Origin of the sequence: Sphingomonas longa (assembly GCF_016892685.1) — a bacterium.
Lineage (GTDB): Bacteria > Pseudomonadota > Alphaproteobacteria > Sphingomonadales > Sphingomonadaceae > Sphingomonas > Sphingomonas longa.
The window spans coordinates 397,792-423,231 of record NZ_JAFEMC010000003.1 but is presented as its reverse complement, the minus strand read 5'-3'; the positions used below and the strand labels follow the sequence as shown (position 1 = coordinate 423,231).

Here is a 25,440-nt window from a genome sequence, read left to right as displayed (position 1 = left end):
GGCGTCCCCCTCAAGCTGCCGCAGCTAGGATCACGCGGCCCTTGTGCTTGGGCGCGCGAATGTTGCTGCTATTGAATGGCTTCAGGGGAATGTTGGTGATCTGGCCACCCGTGAGCAGGTTGACCGCAACCGGTACGCCGTTCTCCCAGATTGCAATCGCAACCGCGTTTCCTTCGACGGGCGCTTTCAGCGCCCGCGTGTCTCTGGCCCCGTAGAACGGGCTCATGCTGTAGCGGCTTAAATCCCGCGTCTTGCGAGCAGCCTCACGCAGCGCAGCACCGCCCTTGGCATCAAGCTCGTCGAGCCAGTCCTGAGTGCTGATCGGCCTTAGGTCGCGCTCGGCGATATCGGGTTCTTTGAAGGTCAGGCTGTAGACGGTCTTGCCGACCTCCAACTTTGCTGAGGGCGCGTTGTCGTCCTGCTGGAACCAGCTGACCGCGATCTCGACCGGCCCGTCTTCCTCACCACCCACGTCATGACCATCTTCATGAGTAGCCGTCCTGGCATGGAGCGCCGCAGGCTCATGGGTCTGAGGCTCAGTGCCTTGGTCATGCGGCGAGCCTGCGAGCCTCATGGGCTGCGAAGCAAAAGTCATTGCGCCGTCAGGCTCATGGTTTGTTTGCTTTTGTTCCCATTCCATTACTTTAGGGTCAGGGGTCAGACTAGATGTAGCGCCAGACCCTATGTTCTGTGCGGCCTGAGACACTAGCTGTTGTGCCAGTGCCAATGCTTCGAGCGGAAAGGTAGCGGAAAGGCAGCGGAATGATAGCGTAATGGAAGCGGAAAGGTCGCGGAATGGGAGCGGAATGGCGGGCTGCTGAAGCGGAATACTTTGATCCATTCCGCTCCCATTCCGCTCCCATTCCGCTGGTAGGTCGTCGGCTGCGAGATCGTGGCCGAACCACTCAGGGTTCGTCTTGCGCGCATACTGGATTTGGTCACGTGTCAGGCGGATTTCGCCTTCAGGGCGCTCCACGCAAAAGCTGGTCCGCATGTTGATGTTGTCGATAAGCGAGTCCTTGAGCCGGGGGCTTAAAGCCTTCCCTGCTGCCAGCCAGCTTACGATGCGATCCATTACGCGCCGCGCAACGTGATCGTTTAGGTGATGCCCGGTGCCAAAGCTGTCATAGACTGCCCGGATCATCTTGGGCCATTTTGTGGCATTGTTTGCCATCTTATTTCTCCTCGTCATGGACGACCCGACTGCGCGGGTCCGAATACGCGCAGTCGGGTCTTGAAGTCGTCATGATGAGGGACGGAGCATACAGGGCCAGAGCTGCCATGAGCGGCAGCTTTTCGGACCTGCGCTCACAATGTTATTTAGCATTTTCGGGCAAAACCGCGCTCAAATGCCGTATATCTGGTATACGGGGATCGCGCGGCGGTTGTCATTATTCGTGGCGGGTCACGCGATGCAGGTAAGGCAGGATCGGAGCGCCTAAACACGCCGATCCTGCCCCTCAGACGCCCGTGTAAGGACCGGACGCCCGATCACGTATGCGGCTTAGTCTGAGGACTGCTCGTCCTCATCCTCGTCCTCGTCCTCGTCGTCAAACATCCACATCTCAGACGCAAACTCAACCTCGATGTATTCGGGAATATCGGCGAACGTTTTGTAATCAACCACTTCGACCTGCCCGTCGAACCACTTCCCGCAGAACTGCTCAGCCGGTTCGAAGAAGAAGGCCTCAACGTGCCAGCCCTGCCTCTTCATAGTTTCGAAGAAATCAATCGGAGCGATGTTTCGGTAACCCCAATCCATATCCACGCACCGTTCGTTCCTGCGAACCATATAGCCACTTACCGGGCGATTGTTGTCTTCCCAAACTGCGAAATAGCTTGGATCTACTTCGCCGGGTTTATCAGCAATCACGTTTTCGACATCCCTGTAATCCTCTCCCGCTGTAAATGCGGTCCAGAATTCGTCAGCTTCATCGACTGACGGCGCAGTCAGTGTCACGTGTGTTAGGCACCAGTTTGCCATTTCTTCCACTCTGGCGGCACACCTCAGAACGTTCCGAGGGCAAGACATCGGCAAAGACCCTGCCGCACTACTTCAATGATGCTTGGAGACGCGCCGAAGGAATCGAACCCACGGACTGACCATCGCGCGTCTTTTGGTCGTGATCGCTAACTGTGGAGGCTTGGCGTTTGCCATACTCGCCAAGCCCCACAGACGTTCATACAGGGGCCTAAGCCCTCGGGAGCATGTCAGGCGCGCTCAGTGGCTCCACACTTAGCGATCACGCCGGGCAATTTCCCGCAACTTCCGCGAGGCTTCAGCTGTCCGGGCTTGCTCCTCGTCCGATCGCTCCTCGTGGAGAAGGCTCCCAAGCACCTGAAGCTGCGCATGGTTCATAGTGTGGTCGATCAGGCTGGCCTCGCGAAGTTCACGTCTGAGAAGCGGCGGGTCATGCTCCACGTAGGACCAGAGATCATCCCAAGTTTTTTCGAAGCTCTCGATCGTCCTGACATCGAGACGAATGAACTTGCCTTTTTCCGAGTCGGGAACGCGAGCATCGAACGACTCCGCACAATTTTCAGCTGCTATCGAGACACGCTTTTCGATCTTTCTGCATCCCTTTGCCTGACCTCTTTTGCCGCGAGCGATCACGCGCTTTACTTCCGCCCAGTAATCTGCCGCGTCGGGTGAAAGACCGGCTCCATTCGCACTAGCGGTTTTGTTGAAGTTCCTCGCGTTACTGTCTTCGGTTTTTATGTCATCGACAACAGCCGCACCAAAATACGTTTTCAGCAGGGCCAAACTGTGCGCGAATTCAGGGTCTGCTTCCAAGGCACTGATCGCCAGTCGCGCAAGCGCGCGTTGTGTTTCTGTAATCATGATTTTTCCTCGCAGGGATAGCGGGACGGGGCAAACGCCCCGTCCCAAAGTGGTCAAGCTGCGGCGGCTTCAGTGACCGGCTTACGGCTGAGAATGGTCTTGGCCTGCGACTTGGTGACCTTAACGGTGCCAGATGCGTCGATGACCGGCTTCTTGCTGTTTTTGACGACAGCTAGGCTCAACTTCTCCCAGCTATCGGCGGCCAGCCTGGCCAGCTTGGCAGATGCATCAGTTTCGCTGATGCCCCGGAACGCAAACCCGTCGGCGGTTTTTTCAACGATGATGCTGAAAAACTGACCATCTTCAACGTCATCCGGCACAGCCAACTTTGGCAGCTTGAGCGCGCAATGCGGGCCATCGCTGAGGTACAAATCCCGCTGCGTGTTTTGCGTCTCGATCAGGCTAGGCTTACCCTCGTCGGCGATGCGGCGCTTGCGGACATTTGCTACAACCTGCGCACCACCTTTTGCCATGATCCAAGCTGCGGCGTCGGACTCGATCCCGGCGTCGGCCAGAGCTTCCATGGTGTGGAAGTAAACCGACATAGACCGGTTCGGCACCCAGCGGCGGTAATATTGCCCATCCAGAGCCTTGAACGTTTTGCTTTCATCGGGGTCTTCTTCGCCCCAGAAAGCGGCAATCCAAGGAGTAAACTCGCTAGTTTTGCCAGTAGCAGGAGGAATTTTGAAGCGGTTGAGCAGTGCTACTTGGTCATCTTTAGTAGCTGGTAGAAGTTGGTTGACGATAATCTCGTAAGCATCGCCTACCATTTGGGCCAAGGCTTTTCGACCCCGCGCATTGGCGTAGACTAGCTGCTGATTTTGGATGGTGGAAAGCAGCGTTGAGTTCACGACAGTTGCCGTGTTATTCGCATTATTCGACATGGTAGTCATTTCCTTCAAGCACACCGATGCCAACCCGAACATGCGCAAACATTTGCGCTCAGGATGCGAAGTCATGACGTTCCTCCATTGTTGGCTCATTCCAACGATAGTTCGCTCCACCCGTGTCTGATGGCCGTCTGTAGTCTTCGGGTGCTGCCCAAGGAGTCGAACCTTGGCGACCTCGCGGTCCACCACTCAGCACTGTTTCCGCTTCGCTAGGAAGCAGTTGGCACCGCCGTTGAAGGCGATGGGTTTTGTCTACGGGCAGGTTGAAACTTTGTCCAGCACTATTTTACATGTTCGTGTTGATTTGTTTGGGTGATGCTTTTGGGCAACAGTCATCGGTCCGCACACGAGCAGTATAGAAGGTATAGAGGGCGAATTGGGACACCACGCGATTCAGCCAATTCTTCAGCTAAACCGCGCGGGGTCGCACACTGTTGGATCGCTAAGTGCGGAGGGCTTACCGGACCACAGGTTCGAAGCGTTTTGCCTCGGGGAGCGGCGCAGGTTCGCCCCCGGTCTTCTTTTTCTCGTAGCGAACGCGCTGGACGCTGCGGATCGGAACGGCAAAGCGATCCGCTACTTCACGGCTTGTGCCCTGTGCCCCTTCGATCGCGGCGCGCAACTCAGGTGTGATCCACGGCTGCCGACAAGTGGTGGAATCTGGCAGCGTCTGCTTGCGGTGATTGCGGCGAGCCTCTTCAACCGACCATGCAGAAACATTGAACCGCTCAGCGACCTCGCTGCTCGTCCCTTCTGCCGCTACAATCTCAGCCAGCAGTGCGGGCGTGATGCGCTTGCGCCCTGCGGGGGTCAGCGTGTTCACCGCGCCATCGTTGCGCCAGTAGTCGCGGCGGATGCGGGCAATGGTGTGATCGGCCAGATCAAAGCGGTCAGCTAGGGCGCTCGAAGGCTCTGAGGACATGGCGATGACCTTCAACGTGTCCTCGCTCAACATCGTACATGCTGCCTTCTTTGGCGGCTTACCAAGCTGGCGCTTGCGCGTCTCGGGATTGAAGTACCACGTCTCATGATCTGTGGATGAGCTTTCGCGGGCGACGCGATTGAATTCCCTGAGGTGGTCGATAGTCATAATAGTATTTTAGCGCCTGACCGATCAGCGCGTCAGTAATCGCGCGACCAGAATGCCCATTTTTGACCCTTTTGACCCCGGGTTTGACGGGTCTCCCATAAGTAAGAGTGTTAACCATACGCTCATTGGAGAACATTATGACGACAAAACTTGCGATTACACCTTGGGACGAACACGGCATCACGAAGAAATACGTCCGAGCATCACCCTACGTTGCCAGCGTTGAAGCCGATCATCGCTTCCGGTCTATTCTCGATTACATCGACAACGCGGTGCGTCAGCTGCGCTTACATAGCGGACCACGGGGCATCCATTTTGGGGAATGGTCGGGCACGCAGAACGTAAAAAGCAACCTCAAGGCCAACCACGCCATGCTGCTGGATTATGACATCCGGCAGTTCGAGGAATTAAGGGCAGCGTGTGACCGCCTCAACGTTGGCCGCTTTTACATGACCACGGAAAACAAGGCTCGGAAGCAGAACACGATCAGCCTCGTCATCCCTTTTTCCGCACCTGTGGATGCTGCGACCTATGAGCGCGTGACATCCTGCATCGTCAAGGAACTGGACGTGTACGGCTTGGTCGTTGGCGTGCTGTCCTCAACATTCGTCACCAACATCCACGCGACGACGCTGACGGTTCATGAGCGCGGCCCGCTATTTGACGCGGAGGCTTTCAAGGTCCGCACGGCGCATCTGTATCGCCGCCAGGACGCCTCAAAATATTATCAGCAGACCCGGCCAGTATCCTTGAAGCCCGTCATCGAGCGCGAGAAGCCGCTTCGTACAAGTCATGACGGGTTGTTCGAGGGCCTGTAAACAAGCCTGAGACACAGTCTCAGACCCAAACAGCGATAACGGCATGCCGACATAAATATCGGCATGCCGTTGACCATCACACCCAATGTATCCGCAATGCGCTGCGCTTCGGGCGAGCCTATTGTTTTCCAGCTTCAGCTTTGTAGCACCCTTGGAGTGCCCGAGGACCTGACAGGTCGCTCGGTTGCTTTCTCGGTTTACGATATTGCTCGGGTTGAGTCATTTTATCTGCACGGCGTCAGCAAAAGCGATGCTTCAGGTCCGTTCTTCGAATGGGCAATCGACGGAACGCAGAGCAAAGCATTCTTCGAAAGCGGCAAGTCTCTTCGCTTCCAGATTGCCGAACGTTTGGACAACGGCATCGACGACATCGTTCGCGGCACGCTTACTATTGAGGAAGCTGCGCCTCGCGTTGACGATCTAAACTCCGCGCCCATCGCTCGCTTTGTAAGCCGCATCACGCGGAAGAACGATCCAGCGACGATCAACAGCCCGGTTTTTACGGTCACGGTCGCTGCTTTCAACCCCGGCGCAACTCCACTTCCATCGTGGACAGCGCAGCCCTCGATCACCGGCAGCACGATCAGCGGCCAAACGCTGACTGGTCAAGACGGCACCATTGCCAACGGCAGCGTCACAGGACGCCAGTGGCTGCGCGGCGGCACTGCGATCAGCGGCGCAACTTCGAACACCTACTTGCTTGTCTCGGCCGACGAAGGCCAGACGATCAGCTACCGCGTTACCGCTACTGGCGCTGGCGGCACCAACACTTCGGCCAGCCCAGCAACCGCGACCATTACGGCTCCTGCGGTCCCTGCTCCTGCATTTACGGTTCTGCCGTCCGCTACTGGCACCGGCATTGTCGGCCAGACCCTCACGGCGTCTGACGGTACGATCAGCAACGGCACCGTTTCGGGCCGTCAGTGGATGCGTGACGGCTCCCCGATCAGCGGAGCGACTGGCGCAAGCTACCCGTTGGTCAGTGCCGATGAAGGCAAAAACATTGCCGTCCGCGTCACGGCCACCGGCCCAAGCGGCAGCACCAGCGCGACCTCGAACGCGATCGCAGTAAGCGCAGCACCGGTTGCGCCCTCGATCACTACGGCTCCGGTCGTATCGGGTTCGAGCGTTGTTGGTCAGAGCCTTACCACCAACACTGGCATCTGGACTGCCTCTCCTACCTCTTACGCTTACCAGTGGTTGCGTGATGGTGCGGCGATCAGCGGTGCAACCTCAAGCACCTACCTGCTTGTCAGCGCCGATGACGGCAAAGCTGTAGCCTGCCGGGTTACGGCGACCAACGCCGTAGGATCGTCCTCCCCAGCTACCTCGAACAGCATCGCAGTTAGCGCGGCCCTTGCAGCGCCAACAAACACATCCGCACCTGTGGTTTCGGGCAGCGGTACGGTTGGCCAAACCTTGTCCTCGTCAGCAGGCGGATGGACCGGCAGCCCTACCTCTTACGCTTACCAGTGGACCCGCGATGGCTCGGCTATCAGCGGAGCAACGGCATCCACGTACACGCTGGTTTCGGCTGATGCGTCGAAGACGGTCTTGTGTCGTGTCACCGCTACAAACGCCGCTGGTTCGTCCTCGCCCACCGCATCGAACGCTATTGCCGTAGCTGCCGAACAGTCCGCTCTGCCCGCAATCACAGTTGCGGACTTTGTTGCCGCTGGTGACAGCCGCACGGCAAGCGGCGGTGGTTACTCAAACTCTGGTGGTACTGAAGGCGCAGGAGCCGCCATGGGCGCATCGGTTGCCGGTTGGTACGCACCAGCGTTTAAGAACCGCCTGCTCATGGGGCGTGACTGGAACTACGGCGTGGGCGCTGTAACGAGCCGCAACCTCACCATTCGTGCGCGGGTCGCAAACAATGCCTCCACCGGCAACCCGGCGCGTGACGAAACCAATGTCGCTTCGGACGTGGCTTACAACACCGGCACGCAAGGCAAGTATTCCCTGAACGGCCACCCTGCGCAGTTCACGGTTCACTTCATGGACGTAAACGACGGCAACCCGCCATTTTACACGTCACCTCTTGCGTCGATGATTGAAGAGTCCACGCAGATTGATGAGCGTCAGGCTGGTCGTCCCAACGGTGTCCAATACGTCCTCAACGGTATGCCCAAAGGCTCTACGCCAATCATCGGTGAGGCCAAAACTGTGGCATCGGACGGTAAGGTCAATGCTTCCTACTCGAACGGCTTCGTTGATGGAGAAAGCTGGGGCGAGACTGGTGTCGTTGCTGCCGATGGTATCAAGGTTCTATCCAAAACGACCGGAACGCCAAGCGAGGATCAATATTCCGTAACAGGCGGCGTCTGGACCTTCCACTCGTCGCGTATCGGGCAGACCGTCTACGTTAGCTATGCCTATCAGGCCTCAGGCGCGACCAGCACCTACATGCGGACCATGCGCAACTGGAAGAACAGCAGTTCGCCAGCGCCGTTTGTCGATCCCGATACCGGCGTCAGCTACGCAATCGCTGGCCTTCGCTACAATCGCCCTTTCATCCGCTTGGTGGACTCGTGGGGCGCAGTCGCGGACCTCACCCGCGATCCAACGGGCATGACCGCAATTCCCGGCGGCATGGACATTCTGGGCATCCATCAACATCCGCGCATGGCCTACTTTGGCGCATACAAGCCGCTCAAGGCCGCGTTTGAAGCCGACTACCCAGCTGCGCCCTCGCAGGACAATCCGCTTCAGGGAAACAACGGACAGCTTGCCACGGCGAATGGCGTTCTCAAGGTCTACAGCGGCACGCTACCCGGCGCGATGGCCAGCCACCCAACGGTTCGCAGCACGACGACCTTCCGCACGTTTCATACGTCTTCGGGCACCCAGCAGATCATCAGCAATGACGGGCAAGGCAATCTCTCGGCGACCGGCGTGACTGGCACCGTTGATGCGGCAGGAAATTACACCCTGACGTACACGACGGCTCTGGCAAACGGCGCGTTCCTGTATGCTGAGCAGGACAGCACAAACCACATCTACAATCCCTACTTTGATCCGGCTCAGGGTTCAGGCGTCATGCCTACTGCCACTGGCCTCACGGGTTCGATCCCGCGCGGCTGGACACTGACACTGCCAACAGCGGTTACGAACGCTCTCAATGCAGGAACGTTTACCCTCGACGTACAGCCCGTGGCGACCAGCGGCGGCAAGTATAAGATGGTCATGACCATGCAGGGTGCTATCGGCAGCAGGGTCACAATCACGCTCCAGAACGGCAACGGTCTAATTGGCCTTGCTGCGCGGATGAGCGCCGGTCAGCAGATCAGAACGGGCCGCACCCGCACGATCAAGCCGGGACCAAATGGCCGCTTTTACGGTTTGGAAGGACCCGGCAATGTCAGCAGCCGCATCTCTACCCCAACGGCTGTCAGCTTCCCGTCGCCTTCGGGTCCAGTGACCGCCACGCAGCACACCTCGACTGCTTTCAACGCGTCCAACACCTATCCATTCAGCGGCACCATTGTTGCTGATGCGGGTAATGCGTTTACGAGCATCGACATTACGCCGCCCATCGACACCACGAATTTCACCGACTTCGGCTCGCTGTTGACGACCCTCAACGTCGTCACTGACGGAGCCAAGCCAATCTCGGCCGTAATCGAGTTTTCGGACATCTGGGTTCGCGCAACGCCAAACTGAGGGTCTGGACAAAACGGATCAAAAGGAGAACATGGCGGCTCGGAGATTCGCCATGCCTTCTATCCAGACCCTCGCTTACCGTGCCTTGTCGCCGGTCCTTCACGCGATGCCCGCGACGGACCTTCAGGCCCTGTATTTTGAGTCTATCAGCCAAGGACCCAATGCGCTGCTTCAGCCTATCCGCGACGAGTTCGCGATCCGGGGCCTGAACCCATTTTGTGCGCTGGATGACCGCAACCAGCTGGCTCTCCCGCTTTGAGCCGTGGTCCAAGCGCCTCGCGATCTCGCTGATATAAATCGGGCTGGTGGCTCGCTTCGTGCGGAGTGCCGTTCGTGCTTTCGAGTAGCATTGTTCTCGCCCCCTGAACTCTCGGCCTACTTTGCCAAGAAGGGGTGGGATCAAAGTTGGTCAGCATTCCCCAAGCGGCTGCGCTGTCAATGCGGCACTCGAAACCCCAAGGTCACTTGGCTGGTCACTGAGCCGCCCCCCAGCGATCCCGTGCCTCCACGACCTCGCTTTGTGCGGAACAGCGTACCTCGCGCGCCACAAGGCATCAACCAGTCGGAGTGGGATCGCGCAGTGGATGATCGGGAAAGGCGCAGGCTTGTTCGACGCGCGCGAGGCTGACACCGAAATGCCAGGTCGTCTTTTTTCGGAGGCCTCTTGAACCCATCTCTTCCACCACCATGTTCGTGACGGCCCACGGGACACACCGCAAGGTGATACCAGTGCTGGGGCGCTACAGGAACAGTGGGAGGATTAGCCCTCACCGCCGTAAACATGCTTGGCGGGATCTTTCCCGCCGTTACTTGGGGTGCTCTCGCATCCGTCTATGTCTACCGGTACTTGGCGCCGGAATTCAAAGCTAAGAAGATCGATGTTACGACTATGACTATCAACAACACCCAGAGCAGAACGAGAAAGGCGGTAAATATGGCAAAATCGATCGGCCGCGAACTCGCGAAGGCAGCATCTATTACGGTGCTGTTTCACACGGTTGGTGTGGACGCACTGTCCCTGTAGCGCCCCACTATCCTCCCTCCATCATTTCATCGCCGGCCTTAGTGCCGGCTTTTTTTTGCCACATCCCGACGACAACCATAAAAACTGATGAAGACGCAGCGTTTGCGACGCTGGCCGAGGCGTTGTGTAACTGCCGCACGCTTGATCCGCGAGGGTGCGACGCTGGTCCAGAGCGCCGCCGACGTGCTGGAACTGCTGCGCCCGATCGATCCGCGCGCCGTCCGCTCTCCCGGCAGCGATTACACGCCGCCTCCGCCTGAGGATGCGAGCGACGCGGACCGGCGGCGGGTTATCGACCTGCTCGGCCCCGTGGCGGTGTCGGTCGACGAACTGATCCGGCAGGCGGGCCTGACCACGGCAGTGGTGCAGACCGTGCTGCTGGAACTGGAACTCGCCGGCCGCATCGAGCGGCACGCGGGCGGCCGCGTGAGCCTGATCTAGCGCCTGCGGCTCAGGCCGCCCCCAGCCTCGACAGTCCCTGCATCACCGCGATCAGCGCGTGGGCGGCGGTGTTGCGGCCCTCGGGCGGGCGGCCGGCGGCCAGCGGGGCGAGCTGCGCTTCGACGAAATCCTCGGGCCCACTATACGCCATCGTCCAGCCCGCGAACTGGCGCGCGGGGATCAGGCGATCGAGGATGACATCGATGCCGGTGTGCCGCGGATCGACGCGGATCTTGCCCATCAACTCCGCAATGGGCGCCAGCGGCCCCTCGATCACTTGGGCGAAATGCTTCTCGGTGAACATCAGCGCGCCGGTGATGCCGACCTCCGCGTTCCAGCCGCGCGACCAGTCGACGATATCCTGCACCCGCGACTCCTCGGCGGGCATGACCAGCGTGCTGCGGCTGACGTACAAAATCGAGCGGATCATCGGGTTCGCGTTACGCTATCTTGCGTGAACAAGGCGGTATGATGTCATAAAGCGATCATTGATGAACTAACCCAATCATATGTAAGGGATTTTAGACCGCAATCGGTATCACTTACCTATTGCAGTTGATCTTTTCGGATGGGCTGCGAACGGGAGCAGCGACCATGATCGAGCAACGCAACACTCTTGGCCCCTTCGTTCGGGTCCTGAAGCGGCGATTTGTTCTCGACGCCGCGGATGCGGACGCCGTTCTGACGCTGCCGCACACGCTGAAGCTGGTCGATGCGGGCCGCTACATCATCCGCGAGGGCGACCTGCCCAGCCACTGCATCATTTTGCTGAAGGGCGTCGCGTCGCGTCACAAGACGATGGGCGACGGTACGCGGCAGGTCGTCGGCCTGCACATGGAAGGGGAACCGATCGACCTGCATTACGCGATGCTGTTCCCCTCCGTCGACAACGTCCAGGCGCTGACACCCGTGGAGGTCGCGCTGGTGCCGCATCGCGCGATGCTGGACCTGATGCATTCGCGTCCGGCCGTCGCGGATGCGATCTGGACCGACAGTCTGGCGGGGTCGTCGGTGTTCCGGGAATGGATCGCCAATGTCGGGCGGCGCGGGGCCTATACCCGGCTGGCGCACCTGATCTGCGAGATGGCGCTGCGACAGGGCGCAGATATCAGCTCGGGAGCGTGCTCCTTCTACCTGCCGCTGACGCAGACGGACATGGCCGACGCGCTCGGCCTGACCAGCGTCCACGTCAACCGCACGCTGCAGGCGTTGCGCCGCGAGGGACTGGTCGAAACCAAGGCGAGGTGGGTGAAGATCCCCGACTGGACCGCGCTGGCGGATGCGGGCGATTTCTGCCCACGCTATCTGCAACTGTCGCGCGAGCACGCCTGACCGGAAATCGGGGCACAGGCTCGCAGCACGGCGGCGGATAGTTTCGTTGACAGAGGGTGGTGAGGCTCCCCACCCTCGCGCGTACACGTAAGGACTGTACAGAGCCCCCATGCAGCTAGTCATCGTCGAATCACCCGCCAAGGCCAAGACCATCGAGAAGTACCTGGGTTCGGACTACCGGGTCCTGGCATCCTACGGCCATGTCCGCGACTTGCCGCCCAAGGACGGCTCCGTGAATCCCGACGAGGGATTTTCGATGGAATGGGAAAACTACGCGGACAAGGCGAAGCAGTTGAAGGCCATCGCCGATCTGGCGAAGACCGCCGACCGCCTGATCCTGGCGACCGATCCCGATCGCGAGGGGGAGGCGATCAGCTGGCACGTGCAGGAGGTGCTGCGCAACCGCAAGGCGCTGCCCAAGGACGTGCAGCGGGTGACGTTCAACGCGATCACCAAACAGGCGGTGACGACGGCGATGGGCCAGCCGCGCGAGCTGGATAACGACCTGATCGATGCGTACCGCGCCCGCCGCGCCCTCGACTATCTGGTGGGCTTCACGCTGTCACCGGTGCTGTGGCGCAAGCTGCCCGGCGCGAAGTCGGCGGGCCGGGTGCAGTCGGTGGCGCTGCGCCTGATCGTCCAGCGCGATCGCGAGATCGAGGCGTTCAAGTCGCAGGAATATTGGTCGATCACCGCGCAGATGGAGCAGGACGGCACGCCCTTCACCGCGCGTCTGGTGCAGTGGGACGGCAAGAAGCTCGACCGGCTGTCGATCGGCGCGGAAGGCGATGCGCTGAAGGCGAAGGCCGCGGTCGAGGACGGTCGCTTCTCCGTCCAGACTGTCGAGACCAAGCCGGCGGGCCGCAATCCGCCGCCGCCGTTCACCACCTCCACGTTGCAACAGGAAGCCGCGCGCAAGCTGGGCTTTTCCGCCGATCACACGATGCGGATCGCCCAGGGCCTCTACGAGGACGGCGCGATCACCTACATGCGGACGGACGGCGTGCAGATGGACGGCAGCGCCATTTCCGCGGCGCGGCTGGCTGTGGCGAACCGCTATGACGCCAGCTACGTCCCCGACAAGCCGCGCCAGTACCAGACCAAGGCCAAGAACGCGCAGGAAGCGCACGAGGCGATCCGGCCGACCGATTTCGGCAAGGACAAGGTCGGCGGCGGCGATCATGCGCGGCTGTACGACCTGATCTGGAAGCGCGCGCTCGCCAGCCAGATGGCGTCGGCGCGGATGGAGCGCACGACGGTGGAGCTGGCGGACGGCACCGGTCGCAACCTGCTGCGCGCGACCGGTCAGGTCGTGCTCTTCCCCGGCTATCTCGCGCTCTACGAAGAGGGCACCGACGACAGCGCCGACGAGGACGCCCGCCGCCTGCCGCGTATGAAGGAAGGCGATGCGCCGGCGAAGAAAGCGGTCGACGCGGAGCAGCATTTCACCCAGCCGCCGCCGCGTTTTTCCGAGGCGTCGCTGGTCAAGCGCATGGAGGAACTCGGCATCGGCCGCCCCTCCACCTATGCGTCGATCATCAAGACGCTGAAGGACCGCGCCTATGTGCGGATCGAGAAGAACCGGTTCTTCGCGGAAGAATCCGGCCGGCTGGTGACCGCGTTCCTGGAGCGGTTCTTCGAAAAATATGTCGGGTTCGACTATACCGCCGAGCTGGAAGAGGAACTGGACGACGTGTCCGGCGGCCGTGCCCAGTGGCAGGCGGTGCTGGAGGCGTTCTGGCGCGACTTCAAGCCGCGCACCAGCGAGGTCATGGAACAACAGCCGTCCGCGATTACGGCCGAACTGGATCAATTTCTCGCGCCGTATCTGTTCCCGCAACAGGCGGATGGGGGCGATCCGCGACTGTGCCCGAATTGCGGCGCCGGGCGACTCGCACTTCGCGGCGGCCGATTCGGTGCGTTCGTCGCCTGCTCCAACTATCCGGAGTGCAAATATACGCGGCGATTCGCGCAAGGCGGCTCGGCCGACGAGGATTCCGGACCCGAGACGCTGGGCAATGATCCCGAGACGGGCCTGCCGGTGGAGCGCAAGTCCGGGCGATTCGGCCCGTATATCCAGCTCGGCGAGGGCAAGGAGGCGAAGCGCGCCTCGATCCCCAAGGACGTCGACCTCGATCTGGAGTGGGCGCTGAAACTGCTGTCGCTACCCCGCACGGTCGGCACTCATCCCGAGTCGGGCGAGCCGATCACCGCCTCGATCGGCCGTTACGGGCCGTATCTGGCGCATTCCGGGAAGTACGCGCGGCTGCAATCGACGGCCGACGTGTTCGAGACGGGCATGAACGCGGCCGTCGTCAAGCTGGCCGAGGCTGCTGCCGGCGGTGGCCGTCCGCAGCGCGGTGCGGCGCGTGCGCCGTTGAAGGAACTCGGCAAGCATCCGCGCACCGAGCTGGAGCTGAAGCTGATGGAGGGGCGCTACGGCGCCTACGTTACCGACGGCGAGACGAATGCGACGCTGCCCAAGTCGATCACGCCGGACCAGTTGACGCTGGAGGAAGCGGCGTCGCTGATCGACGCCCGCGCGGCGGCTGCCCCCAAGCCGAAGAAGAAGGCGGCGGCCAAGAAGGCGCCGGCGAAGAAGCCGGCCGCGAAGGCGGGAGCTGCGGCGGAGAAGAAGCCCGCCGCGAAGAAGGCGCCGGCGAAGAAGAAGGCGGCGGCCGAGTAGCGGCCTGAGCGTGGCTCCTCCCCGGCCAAGGCCGGGGTCCAGTTGCCACTCACTGCGTGAGACTCAGGAGCGCTTGCCAGACTGGGCCCCGGCCTTCGCCGGGGACGAATTCGGAGGTGGCTCGCGCCACTAGCAGGTCGCAGCGCACCGTGCTGTCGTCGTCGCCCCGCATTCCAACCACTGCATTCCCGCCTGCGCGGGAACTCAGCGGTTCAGGCTGCCAGCCGCCGCGTCATGCCCAGCCACGCCCGCGCCGCCGCCTGTGCGGTGGCGATTTCGCGTGCCGTCATGTCCTCGGCCACCTCGGCGCGCGCGTCCTGCGCGGCGGTGAAGCCGGACACGGCAGCGAGGTTAAACCATTTGTGCGCCTCGATCAGGTCGACGGCGACGCCGGACGTGCCGGTCTGATAGCAGATGCCGAGATCGTACAGCGCATCTCCGTCACCGGCGGCGGCATCGGCCATCCGGCTTTCGATCAGGAATTGCGCACTCTTGAGACTGTTGCCCATTGCTGGCCCCTTCGCTGCAAACGCTTGCAGTTCGTGGGACAACATGTGCGGGCCGACGCCTTCCCAAATGGTTAACGGCTTAACCTCGTTCGATTCGACGCGCGTTAGGGATGCTTGGTCATCAATTCGGTTCGATCGCGATATTGTCGATCAGCCGCGTCTGGCCCATGCGCGCCGCCGCCAGCAACCGGCGCGGCCGATCGGCGGCAGGATCGGGCGCGAGCGTCTCGGCATCGGCCAATGCAACATAATCGACCTCGAACCCCGCACCCATGAGTGTCGCGGTCGCATCCGCCAGCGCGGCGGCGGGATCGTCGCCCTTCGTGATCGCACGGGCCGCGATGCCCAGCGCGCGGGGCAGCGCCACCGTCTTTGCGCGCTCCCCCTCGTCGAGGTAGATATTGCGCGACGACAGCGCGAGGCCGTCGTCGTCGCGCTGCGTCGGCACGCCGACGACCTCGATATCGATGTCCAGATCGGCGACGAAGCGGCGGATCACCGCCAGTTGCTGGTAATCCTTTTCGCCGAAATAGGCGGCGTCGGCGCGGGTCTGGTTGAACAGCTTGGTCACCACCGTGGCGACGCCGTCGAAATGACCCGGCCGCGCCGCGCCGTCGAAATGGTCGCTGACGCCCGCGACGCTGATGTTCGTCGCGAAGCCCGCCGGGTACATGACCTCCACCGGCGGCAGCCACAACAGGTCGCAGCCCGCCTCCGTCAGCAGGCGCGTATCCGCCGCCTCGCGCCGGGGATAGCGGCCGAGATCCTCGTTGGGGCCGAACTGCTTCGGGTTGACGAAGATCGACGCCACCACCTTCGTACCCGGCCGCCGCGCCGCCTCGACCAGCGCCATGTGACCCGCGTGGAGCGCCCCCATCGTCGGCACCAGCGCGATCCGCGCGCCCTCTGCGCGCCATTCGCCGAGCACCGCGCGCAGGTCGGTCAGGTCGCGGACGGTACGCACGGGAAACTTCCTCTCGAAACGGGGGCCGGGGGCTTCTATGGAGAGGACGACCAACGATCAACACCAACGCGCAACAGGGGGGAACCCGGCATTGACCGCTGGCCCACATATCATCGTCTTCGCCAACGAAAAGGGCGGCACGGGGAAGTCGACGACGGCTGTCCACGTCGCGATCGCGCTGGCGGCGAAGGGCGCGCGCGTGGCGTGCTTCGACCTCGACCACCGCCAGCGCACCGTTGGCCGCTACCTCGACAATCGCGCCGAGACGATGCGGCGTCGCGGGGTCGAACTGCCGATGCCGCGCCACGCGACGCATGACGGGACCAGCGAGGCGTTCTTCGAGGATAACTGGCACCAGCTGGCCGAAGGGTCCGACTTCCTCGTCATCGACACGCCGGGGCGCGACGATCATTTCGCGCGCACCGCGGCGACGCTGTCGAACACGCTGGTCACGCCGATGAACGACAGCTTCGTCGATTTCGACCTGATCGGGCAGGTCGATCCTGACACCTATAACGTCACCCGCCCCTCCTTCTATTCGGAGCTGATCTGGGACGCGCGCAAGCAGCGGGCGCGGGCGGACGGCACCACGATCGACTGGGTCGTACTGCGTAACCGGCTCCAGCATATCGAGGCGCGCAACATGCGCCGCGTGTCGGATGCGCTGGCGCAGTTGTCCAAGCGGGTCGGCTTCCGCATCATTCCGGGGCTGGGCGAGCGCGTGATCTATCGCGAGCTGTTCCCACAAGGGCTGACGATGATCGACAGCCGCGAGTTCGGCGCGATGGGGCTGGCGCATGTCGCCGCGCGGCAAGAGCTGCGCGAGATGATGGCGGCGTTGCAACTGCCCGAGGCCGGTGCGGCCGAGCCCGCGCTGCCCGGCGTCGACCTCGGCGGGGTCGCCGCGTGAAGTTCCTCATCGCCATTCTCGTCATCTGGGCGGTCTGGACGTATCTGAAACCCAGCGGAAAGCGCCGCATGGCCGCCGACGAGGCGGAGGCGCGCGCGGTGCTCGGCGTCGGCCCCCGCGACGGCGCGGACGCGATCCGCGAGGCCCATCGTCGGCTGTTGTCGGGCGTCCACCCGGATCGCGGCGGCTCCGTCGAACTGGCGCGGCGCATCAACGCGGCACGGGATCGGTTGCTGAAGGGGTGAGCCACCGTTTCGATCCCACGATCCTGCGCGAATACGACATGCGCGGCGTCGTCGGGCGCACCCTGTTCGAAAAGGACGCGTATGCGCTCGGCCGCAGCTTTGCGACGCGGCTGCGGCACGCGGGCGGCACGCGGATCGCGGTCGGCCGCGACGGGCGGACGAGTTCGCCGATGCTGGAGGCCGCGCTGGTCGCAGGGCTGACCGCTGGCGGCGTCGATGTCGTGCGGATCGGCATCGGCCCCTCCCCCATGCTCTATTACGCCGAGGCGGTGCTGGACGTGGACGGCGGCATCCACGTCACCGGCAGCCATAATCCCAAGCAGGACAACGGCTTCAAGATGGTGCTCCAGCACCGTGCCTTCTTCGGCGAGGATATCCAGGATCTCGCCGCGCTGGCGGCGGATGGCGACTGGCTGGAAGGAGCGGGCAGCGTCACGGATGTCGATGTCTGCGGCGATTACGTGACGCGGCTGATGGCGGGCTATGGCGGCGGCACGTACCGGATCGGCTGGGACTGCGGCAACGGCGCGGCCGGGCCGGCGGTCGAGGCACTGACCGGGGTTTTGCCCGGCGAGCACCATCTGCTGTTCACGCAGGTCGACGGCGAATTTCCGAATCATCACCCCGATCCCAGCATCGATGCGAACCTCGCCGACCTGAAGGCGCTTGTCGCGCGCGAAGGGCTCGATTTCGGCCTCGCCTTCGATGGCGACGGCGATCGGATCGCGGCGGTCGATGCGCGCGGGCGGACGATCGCCGGCGACCAGATCCTCGGCATTCTGGCCGAGCCGCTGCTACGCGAACTGCCCGGCGCGACGATCGTCGCCGACGTGAAATCGGGTCAGGCGCTGTTCGACCGTATCGCCGAACTCGGCGGTACCCCGCTGATGTGGAAGACCGGCCACGCAACGCTCAAATCCAAGATGCTGGAGACAGGCGCGCCGCTGGCGGGCGAGCTGTCCGGCCACCTGTTCTTCGCGCAGGACTATTACGGCTTCGACGATGCGCTCTACGCCGCGGTGCGCCTGATCCGCGCAGTGCATCTGTCCGGCCGGTCGCTGACCGAACTGGTCGATGCGATGCCGGCGGTGGAGCGCACGCCCGACCTGCGCATTCCGGTGGCCGAAACACGCAAGGTCGGGGTCGTCGCGGAGGTTCGCGATCGGCTGATGGCGCAGGGTGTTGTGGTGGACGAGACGGACGGCGTGCGCGTCACGAGCGACAGCGGCTGGTGGCTGCTGCGCGCCTCGAACACGCAAGGGGCGCTGACCGTGCGCGCGGAGGCGGCGGACCGCCCCGCCCTGCTGGGCCTGCTCGCCACCGTCGAGGCGACGCTCGCCGACAGCGGCGTCGACATCTCGCTTTCGGACCTGCTCGACCCCACATGACCCGCATGGCTTCCCGCTCGCAACCGACCCTGATCCGCGTCATCGACCTAGAGACCACCGGCAATTCCCCACCCGCGCATGGCGTGTGCGAGGTCGGCTGGCAGGACGTGGCGCAGGGGCCGGACGGGCGCTGGGAGCTGTACGGAGACGGGGGCAACATTCTCGTCAATCCCGGCCGCCAGATCCCGCCGATCACGATGGCGATCCACCACATCCGCAACGAAGATGTCGAGGATGCGCGCTGGTGGCACGACGTCGCGCGGCCCGTGCTCGACCCGTGGCCGCGCCGCGTCGCCCTCGCCGCGCACCGCGCCAGTTTCGAGGAGCAGTTCTGCACGCCGTCGCTGACGCACGGCGCCGACTGGATCTGCACGTGGAAATGCGCGCTACGGCTGTGGCCCGACAGCCCCAGCTTCTCCAATCAGGTGCTGCGCTACTGGCGCAATCCGGAGGGGATGATCCACGAACGGGGCCTGCCGGTGCACCGCGCCTTCCCCGACGCCTATGTCACCGCGCATCACCTGCGCGACCAGTTGAACGAGGCGTCGGTCGCGCAGTTGATCCAGTGGTCGAAGGAGCCGGGCCTGCTGCCGCGTGTCCGCTATGGTCCCGATCGCGGCAAGGAATGGCGCGAGATCGAGGAGGAAAGCCTGGTCGGGTTCCTGACCGACCGCGACCCCGACATCCGCTACACCGCGGAAACCGAGATGGCCCGCCGTCGCGGCGGCGGCCATATCGGTCGGATGACGCCGCAGGACCTGCTGCTGTGACACTCCTGCTGTAACGCTATCGTACCGAAGGGTGGCGTTTGCATCGTCCTGCGGTAAAGCGCTTGCATGGCTCGGGCTTTCGACAAGGTCGCGGTATCGGAGGAACGGTTCGGCCGCGCGCTGGTCGCGTTCGTCGCGCTGGGCTTCGGCCTGCTGATCGCAGCGGCGGTCGCGGTCGGCTGGAACACGGTCCGCACGAGCCAACACACCGAACGGGTCGCGCATACCCAGATGGTGCGGCAGGCGATCGCCGACCTTCAGGTCGACCTGGAACAGTCCGAAACCGCCCGGCGCGGCTATCTGTTAACGGGCAAGCCGCTGTTCTTGACCGCCTATCGTACGACGGGCGGCGTCATTCCGGGACGGTATCGCCTGATCCGCCAGCTGGTCGAGGACAATCCGGCCCAGATCGCACGGCTCGATCGCATCGTGCCACTGTTGCAGCGGCTGACGGTGCTGCGGGCCAAATCGATCGCGTTCGGAGAGGCGGGCCGATTGACGGCGGCGCAGCGGGAATTCTCGGGCGACGCCAGCGTGCCGCTGATGCGCGCGATCCGCTACCGTCTGCGCGCGATGGCGAGCGGGGAAGCGGCGCTGCTGGCGGTTCGCACCGCGCAACAGGCGAACGCGGCGCGGCTGTTCTACATCATGGCCGGCCTCGCCTCCGTGCTGCTGGCGATCGTCGCGACGCTGACGCTGACCGTCGTCGTCCGCAATACGCGCGCGCTGACCGCCTCGCGCGATGACCTGCGCCGGCTGGCGGGATCGCTGGAGGACCGCGTCACCGAACGCACCGCCGACCTCGCGATGGCGAACGAGGAGATCCAGCGCTTCGCCTATATCGTCAGTCACGACCTGCGCTCGCCGCTTGTCAACGTCATGGGCTTCACCGCCGAACTCGAGGCCGCCGCCGCGCCGCTCGGTGAGCTGGTTACGCGCGCGGAGGCGGAGGCGCCGCAGATCCTGACCGAGGAGGCGCGGCTGGCGGCGCGCGAGGACCTGCCCGAGGCGCTGGGCTTCATCCGCACCTCGACCGCCAAGATGGACCGGCTGATCAACGCCATCCTGCAATTGTCGCGACAGGGGCGGCGGACGCTCGCACCCGAGCCGCTCGATCTCGTGGCGTTGTGCGACACCGTCATCGGCGCGATCCGCCACGTCATCGACGATCGCGGCGTCACCGCCACCGTCGTGCGGCCGATGCCGACGATGATCGCCGACCGTGTCGCGGTGGAACAGATCCTGTCGAACCTGGTCGAGAACGCGACCAAATACCTGCATCCCGGCCGGCCAGGCACAGTGACGCTGTCGGCTCGCAAGCATCTGGGCCGCATCGTCATCTCCGTCGCCGACAACGGCCGCGGCATCGATCCGCGCGATCACCAGCGCATCTTCGACCTGTTCCGCCGCTCCGGTACGCAGGACCAGCCCGGCGAGGGGATCGGGCTGGCCCATGTCCGCGCGCTCGCCTATCGGATGGGCGGCACCATCTCGGTGGAATCGGCGCTTGGCGAGGGCGCGACGTTCCACCTCACACTGCCTCAGGACCAGACCGTATGAACGCTCACGGCCAACCCCACCGCCCCGTCGGCATCGTGATGATCGAGGACGACGAGGGCCATGCCCGTCTGATCGAAAAGAACATCCGCCGCGCGGGCATCAACAACCCCATCCGCCATTTCACCGACGGCGGCACCGCGCTGCGCCATTTGTTCGAGGATGTGGACGGCCCGGCCAAGAACGGCCCCGCGCTCGTCCTGCTCGACCTGAACCTGCCAGACATGAGCGGCACCGACATCCTGACGCGCATCAAGGCCGAGGACAGCCCGCTCCGCCGCGCCCCCGTCGTCGTGCTGACCACCACCGACGACAAGGTCGAAATCCAGCGCTGCTACGATCTGGGCTGCAACGTCTACATCACCAAACCGGTGAACTATGAAAGCTTCGCACAGGCGATCCGCCAGCTCGGCCTGTTCCTGTCGGTAATCCAGGTGCCCGAGGTCGAGTGACGCCGCCGCGCATCCTGTTCATCGACGACGATGCCGGATTGCGCCGGCTGGCGACGCGCGCGCTGGAACGGCGCGGCTATCACGTGACGACGGCGGACGGCGGAGAAGCCGGGATCGCGCTGGCGGGCGAGGGCCAGTTCGACCTGATCGCGGTCGACCATTACATGCCCGGCATGGACGGCATCGAGACGCTGGAGCGGCTGCGCAAGATCGCCGGCTCGCCGCCGGTCGTCTACGTCACCGGATCGGAAGAGGGCCGCATCGCCGTCGCTGCGCTGAAGGCGGGCGCGGCCGACTATGTGGTGAAGACGGTCGGCGACGACTTCTTCGACCTGCTCGCCGCCGCGTTCGAACAGGTGCTGGCCCGCGATCGGCTGGAGCGTGGCAAGAAGGCGGCCGAGGACGAACTGCGCGCCAGCAATGCCCGGCTGGAGGCACTGCTGGTGGAGGTGAACCACCGCGTCGCCAATTCGCTGCAACTCGTGTCGGCGATGGTCGGGTTGCAGGCGGGTGCGCTGACCGATCCGGGCGCGCGCGATGCGCTCGAGGATACGCAGCGCCGCATCCGCGCGATCGGGCAGGTGCATCGCCGCCTCTACACCTCGAACGATGTCGAGGGCGTGGACATGCAGGATTACCTGACCGCGCTGGTCGACGAGCTGGCGGAGACATGGTCGACCGACTCCGCACCGCGCGCGCTCAGCCTCGCGGTCGAGCCGATCCGCCTGCCGACCGATCGCGCGGTATCGCTCGGCGTGATCGTGACGGAACTGGTCACGAACGCCTGCAAATATGCGTACGGCCCTGACACCGCCGGCGAAGTCCGGGTCGCGCTGACCCGCGACGGCGAGGACCGCTTCACGCTGGCGGTGGAGGACGATGGCTGCGGCTTGCCCGCCGATGCCGCGCCGAAGGGTACCGGGCTCGGCACGAAGCTGATCCGGGCGATGGCGCAGAGCCTGCACGCGGCGGTCGAGTACGACCCCGGCTATGCGGGCGTCCGCGCGACGTTGACGGCGGCGATGGGCTAGGCGGTCCGCCTGTTGCTGACGCGCAGCCATTCCATCGTCATGCCGGGCTCGTCCCGGTATCCACTGTCCCGCGAACCGGACGGGCGGTTAGTGCCCGACCCCGCGGCCGTGGTGACCCGTCCGGCATGACAGCAAGGGCGATACGGGTACCCCGCCTGCTTCCTCCCCTTCAGTCACCGGGGGTGGGCGGAGCATCGGTTGTGTTGCTCGCGGCAAAGCCCCACTCCTCCCTGAAGGGAAGGGAGCAACAGGGCTTCAAACGTCCAGATTGGCCACGTTCAGCGCATTGTCCTGAATGAACTCGCGGCGGGGTTCGACGACTTCGCCCATCAGCTGCGTGAAGATCATGTCGGCGGCGGATACGTCCTCGCTCGTCACGCGCAGCATCGTGCGGTTCGACGGATCGAGCGTGGTTTCCCACAACTGCTCGGCATTCATCTCGCCCAGCCCCTTGTAGCGCTGGATCGCCAGACCCTTGCGCCCCGCGGTCAGGATTGCGTCGAGCAACTGCGACGGTCGCGCGACGCGGCTCTCGCCACGGCCCAGCGTTCCTGCGGGGACCGGAGCCTCCGCCGTGCCGATCTGGCCCTCGCTGCCATCGTCTCCATCCTCGTCGCCGTCGTCGGCGAGCGGCGCATCCTCGACGACCGGTGCCGCCGCACCGCGCAGGGGCGACAGCTTCGCCTGCTGCGCGAAGCTCGCGGCCTGTTCCGCCGCCAGCGTGTGCAGCTTGCGCGCCTCCGCCGACGAGATGAAGCTGGCTTCGACGATGTGGTGGTCGGTCACGCCGCGCCACAGCCGTTCGAAATGGATGCCCCCCTCTTCGGTCAGCCGCGCAGACCAGCGCGCCTCACCCAGATCGCCCGACTCCAGCCGCCGCGTCACCTCCGCCACCGTCGCCGCGCGCTGTTCGCGCGACAGCGTCGGGTCGAGCGCGCCGGCCAGCGCCAGCACCTCGATGATCCCCGCGTCATACCGGCGCGGGACGTAGCGCATCAGCGTCCGCATCCGGCGCGCGTGATCGGTCAGGTCGCGCAGGTCGGCGCCCGTGCGCGGGCCCGCCGACGTCTCCAGCACCATCATCTGCACGCCCGCATCGACGAGGTAATCGTCGAGCGCGGCATCGTCCTTCAGATAGACTTCCGACCGGCCCTTGGTCGCCTTGTACAGCGGCGGCTGCGCGATGAAGAGGTGACCGCGGGTGATGAGTTCCGGCATCTGCCGATAGAAGAACGTCAGCAGCAGCGTGCGGATATGCGCGCCGTCGACATCGGCGTCCGTCATGATGACGATCTTGTGATAGCGCAGCTTGTCGGCGTTGAACTCGTCGCGACCGATGCCGGTGCCCATCGCCTGGATCAGCGTGCCGATCTCCTTCGAGGAGATCATGCGGTCGAACCGCGCGCGCTCGGTATTCAGGATCTTGCCCCTGAGCGGCAGGATTGCCTGGAAATGGCGGTCGCGGCCCTGCTTCGCGGAGCCGCCGGCGGAATCGCCCTCGACCAGAAACAGCTCGGACTTGGCGGGGTCGCGCTCCTGACAATCGGCGAGCTTGCCGGGCAACGAGGCGATGTCCATCGCGCCCTTGCGGCGGGTCAGTTCGCGCGCGCGCTTGGCCGCCTCGCGCGCGGCGGCGGCGTCGATGACCTTGCCGACAATGCTGCGCGCGTGCGCCGGATTTTCGTCCAGCCATTCGGCCAGCTTGTCCGCCATCAGCGATTCGAGCGGCTGGCGGACCTCGGACGACACCAGTTTGTCCTTGGTCTGCGACGAGAATTTGGGATCGGGCAGCTTGACGGAGACGATCGCGGTCAGCCCCTCGCGCATGTCGTCGCCGGTCAGCGACACCTTCTCCTTCTTCAGCAGCCCCGATTTGTCGGCATAGGTGTTGAGCGTGCGCGTCAGCGCGGCGCGGAACGCGGCCAGATGCGTACCGCCGTCGCGCTGCGGGATGTTGTTGGTGAAGGCGAGGACGTTTTCGTAATAGCTGTCGTTCCACTCCAGCGCGACGTCGATGCCGACCTCGTCCCGCTGGCCGTGGATCGCGATCGGCTCCGGGAACAGCGGCGACTTGGCGCGATCCAGCCACTTCACGAACGCGGCGATGCCACCCTCGTAATACAACTCCACCGTCTTCGGCTCGTCATGGCGCGCATCGGTCAGGAACAGGCGGACGCCGGAGTTCAGGAACGCCAGCTCGCGGTAACGGTGCTCCAGCTTTTCGAAGTCGAACTCGACGATCTTGAAGGTCGCAGGGCTGGGCAGGAAGGTGACGCGCGTCCCCTTCTTGCCCTCCGCCGGGCCGACTACCTTGAGCGGGGCGACCGCATCGCCGAACGCGAAGCGCATGTAATGCTCCTCGCCGTCGCGCCAGATCGTCAGGTCGAGGAACTCGCTGAGTGCATTGACCACCGACACGCCGACGCCGTGCAGGCCGCCCGACACTTTGTAGGCGTTGTCGTCCGACGTGTTCTCGAACTTACCGCCGGCATGAAGCTGGGTCATGATGACCTCGGCGGCGGAGACGCCCTCTTCGGGGTGGATGCCGGTCGGGATGCCGCGACCGTTGTCGGTGACCGACACCGATCCGTCGGGGTTCAGCGTGATGTCGATGCGGTCGCAATGCCCGGCCAGCGCCTCGTCGATGGCGTTGTCGCTGACCTCGAACACCATATGGTGCAGGCCCGACCCGTCGTCGGTATCACCGATATACATGCCCGGCCGCTTGCGCACGGCGTCGAGGCCCTTCAGCACCTTGATCGAGGAGGCGCCATAGTCATTGGTGTTCGGAGCGTTCTGGGGGTCGGTTGCCATGCCGAGCATATAGG

General features: G+C 63.6%; 21 protein-coding genes and 1 pseudogene. 13 read left to right on the top strand and 9 right to left on the bottom strand.

Features of this window, described 5'->3' with window-relative positions:
* Positions 1–10: 10 nt before the first annotated feature.
* The 5 genes from ILT43_RS12000 to ILT43_RS11980 form a co-directional block, all read right to left on the bottom strand.
* The gene (locus ILT43_RS12000; protein WP_204199195.1) at positions 11–1,174 is read right to left on the bottom strand and encodes a hypothetical protein; all 1,164 of its coding nucleotides are present in this window, start codon (positions 1,172–1,174) and stop codon (positions 11–13) included.
* A gap of 330 nt (positions 1,175–1,504) precedes the next feature.
* The gene (locus ILT43_RS11995; RefSeq protein ID WP_204199194.1) at positions 1,505–1,960 is read right to left on the bottom strand and encodes a hypothetical protein; all 456 of its coding nucleotides are present in this window, start codon (positions 1,958–1,960) and stop codon (positions 1,505–1,507) included.
* A gap of 276 nt (positions 1,961–2,236) precedes the next feature.
* Complete coding sequence (locus ILT43_RS11990) at positions 2,237–2,842, bottom strand: hypothetical protein (protein ID WP_204199193.1); 606 nt, start codon at positions 2,840–2,842, stop codon at positions 2,237–2,239.
* Between the two features lie 53 nt (positions 2,843–2,895).
* The gene (locus ILT43_RS11985; protein WP_204199192.1) at positions 2,896–3,825 is read right to left on the bottom strand and encodes a hypothetical protein; all 930 of its coding nucleotides are present in this window, start codon (positions 3,823–3,825) and stop codon (positions 2,896–2,898) included.
* Between the two features lie 364 nt (positions 3,826–4,189).
* Positions 4,190–4,822: a hypothetical protein gene (locus ILT43_RS11980; protein WP_204199191.1), complete on the bottom strand. Its 633-nt coding sequence runs from the start codon at positions 4,820–4,822 to the stop codon at positions 4,190–4,192.
* 137 nt (positions 4,823–4,959) lie between these two features.
* On the opposite strand from ILT43_RS11980, the gene ILT43_RS11975 reads away from it, so the two are divergent.
* The 4 genes and pseudogenes from ILT43_RS11975 to ILT43_RS11960 form a co-directional block, all read left to right on the top strand.
* The gene (locus ILT43_RS11975) at positions 4,960–5,640 is read left to right on the top strand and encodes a hypothetical protein (RefSeq protein ID WP_204199190.1); all 681 of its coding nucleotides are present in this window, start codon (positions 4,960–4,962) and stop codon (positions 5,638–5,640) included.
* 63 nt (positions 5,641–5,703) lie between these two features.
* The gene (locus ILT43_RS11970; protein ID WP_204199189.1) at positions 5,704–9,303 is read left to right on the top strand and encodes a hypothetical protein; all 3,600 of its coding nucleotides are present in this window, start codon (positions 5,704–5,706) and stop codon (positions 9,301–9,303) included.
* An 847-nt stretch (positions 9,304–10,150) separates the two neighbouring features.
* Complete coding sequence (locus tag ILT43_RS11965) at positions 10,151–10,327, top strand: hypothetical protein (RefSeq protein ID WP_204199188.1); 177 nt, start codon at positions 10,151–10,153, stop codon at positions 10,325–10,327.
* 141 nt (positions 10,328–10,468) lie between these two features.
* A pseudogene (locus ILT43_RS11960) lies at positions 10,469–10,768 on the top strand (DprA-like winged helix domain-containing protein); the annotation flags it as partial.
* A 10-nt stretch (positions 10,769–10,778) separates the two neighbouring features.
* On the opposite strand, the gene ILT43_RS11955 reads toward ILT43_RS11960, so the two are convergent.
* Positions 10,779–11,198 carry a BLUF domain-containing protein gene (locus tag ILT43_RS11955; protein ID WP_204199186.1) on the bottom strand — a complete coding sequence of 140 codons (420 nt, stop codon included), beginning with the start codon at positions 11,196–11,198 and terminating at the stop codon, positions 10,779–10,781.
* A 164-nt stretch (positions 11,199–11,362) separates the two neighbouring features.
* Between ILT43_RS11955 and ILT43_RS11950 the strand changes: the two genes are divergently transcribed.
* Both ILT43_RS11950 and topA read left to right on the top strand, forming a co-directional pair.
* Complete coding sequence (locus tag ILT43_RS11950; protein ID WP_204199185.1) at positions 11,363–12,100, top strand: Crp/Fnr family transcriptional regulator; 738 nt, start codon at positions 11,363–11,365, stop codon at positions 12,098–12,100.
* 109 nt (positions 12,101–12,209) lie between these two features.
* Complete coding sequence (gene topA / locus ILT43_RS11945) at positions 12,210–14,786, top strand: type I DNA topoisomerase (protein ID WP_204199184.1); 2,577 nt, start codon at positions 12,210–12,212, stop codon at positions 14,784–14,786.
* 212 nt (positions 14,787–14,998) lie between these two features.
* On the opposite strand, the gene ILT43_RS11940 is transcribed toward topA, so the two are convergent.
* On the bottom strand, positions 14,999–15,295 hold the full coding sequence (locus ILT43_RS11940; protein WP_204199183.1) for an SEL1-like repeat protein: 297 nt from the start codon (positions 15,293–15,295) through the stop codon (positions 14,999–15,001).
* A gap of 121 nt (positions 15,296–15,416) precedes the next feature.
* Positions 15,417–16,259 carry a pantoate--beta-alanine ligase gene (gene panC, locus ILT43_RS11935; protein WP_204199182.1) on the bottom strand — a complete coding sequence of 281 codons (843 nt, stop codon included), beginning with the start codon at positions 16,257–16,259 and terminating at the stop codon, positions 15,417–15,419.
* A gap of 91 nt (positions 16,260–16,350) precedes the next feature.
* Between panC and ILT43_RS11930 the strand changes: the two genes are divergently transcribed.
* The 7 genes from ILT43_RS11930 to ILT43_RS11900 all read left to right on the top strand — a co-directional run bounded on the left by ILT43_RS11930 (position 16,351) and on the right by ILT43_RS11900 (position 22,612).
* Entirely contained in the window at positions 16,351–17,169 is an 819-nt protein-coding gene (locus tag ILT43_RS11930) for a division plane positioning ATPase MipZ (protein ID WP_239474559.1), read from the top strand.
* Positions 17,166–17,414 (top strand): J domain-containing protein, encoded by a 249-nt coding sequence (locus tag ILT43_RS11925; protein WP_211534472.1) that lies wholly within the window; start codon positions 17,166–17,168, stop codon positions 17,412–17,414. Before ILT43_RS11930 ends, ILT43_RS11925 begins: the two co-directional genes overlap by 4 nt.
* Entirely contained in the window at positions 17,411–18,802 is a 1,392-nt protein-coding gene (pgmG, locus tag ILT43_RS11920) for a phosphoglucomutase/phosphomannomutase PgmG (protein ID WP_204199180.1), read from the top strand. The genes ILT43_RS11925 and pgmG overlap by 4 nt, the downstream gene beginning before the upstream one ends.
* Before the next feature lie 5 nt (positions 18,803–18,807).
* The gene (locus ILT43_RS11915; protein WP_204199179.1) at positions 18,808–19,572 is read left to right on the top strand and encodes a hypothetical protein; all 765 of its coding nucleotides are present in this window, start codon (positions 18,808–18,810) and stop codon (positions 19,570–19,572) included.
* A gap of 66 nt (positions 19,573–19,638) precedes the next feature.
* Positions 19,639–21,132 carry a sensor histidine kinase gene (locus tag ILT43_RS11910; RefSeq protein WP_204199178.1) on the top strand — a complete coding sequence of 498 codons (1,494 nt, stop codon included), beginning with the start codon at positions 19,639–19,641 and terminating at the stop codon, positions 21,130–21,132.
* The gene (locus ILT43_RS11905) at positions 21,129–21,581 is read left to right on the top strand and encodes a response regulator (protein WP_204199177.1); all 453 of its coding nucleotides are present in this window, start codon (positions 21,129–21,131) and stop codon (positions 21,579–21,581) included. Before ILT43_RS11910 ends, ILT43_RS11905 begins: the two co-directional genes overlap by 4 nt.
* Positions 21,578–22,612, top strand: coding sequence for a response regulator (locus ILT43_RS11900; RefSeq protein WP_204199176.1), 1,035 nt, complete (start codon positions 21,578–21,580; stop codon positions 22,610–22,612). Before ILT43_RS11905 ends, ILT43_RS11900 begins: the two co-directional genes overlap by 4 nt.
* Positions 22,613–22,867: 255 nt before the next feature.
* Here the strand turns inward: ILT43_RS11900 and gyrB are convergent, their stop codons facing one another.
* Complete coding sequence (gyrB, locus tag ILT43_RS11895) at positions 22,868–25,435, bottom strand: DNA topoisomerase (ATP-hydrolyzing) subunit B (protein WP_425530300.1); 2,568 nt, start codon at positions 25,433–25,435, stop codon at positions 22,868–22,870.
* Positions 25,436–25,440 lie beyond the last annotated feature (5 nt).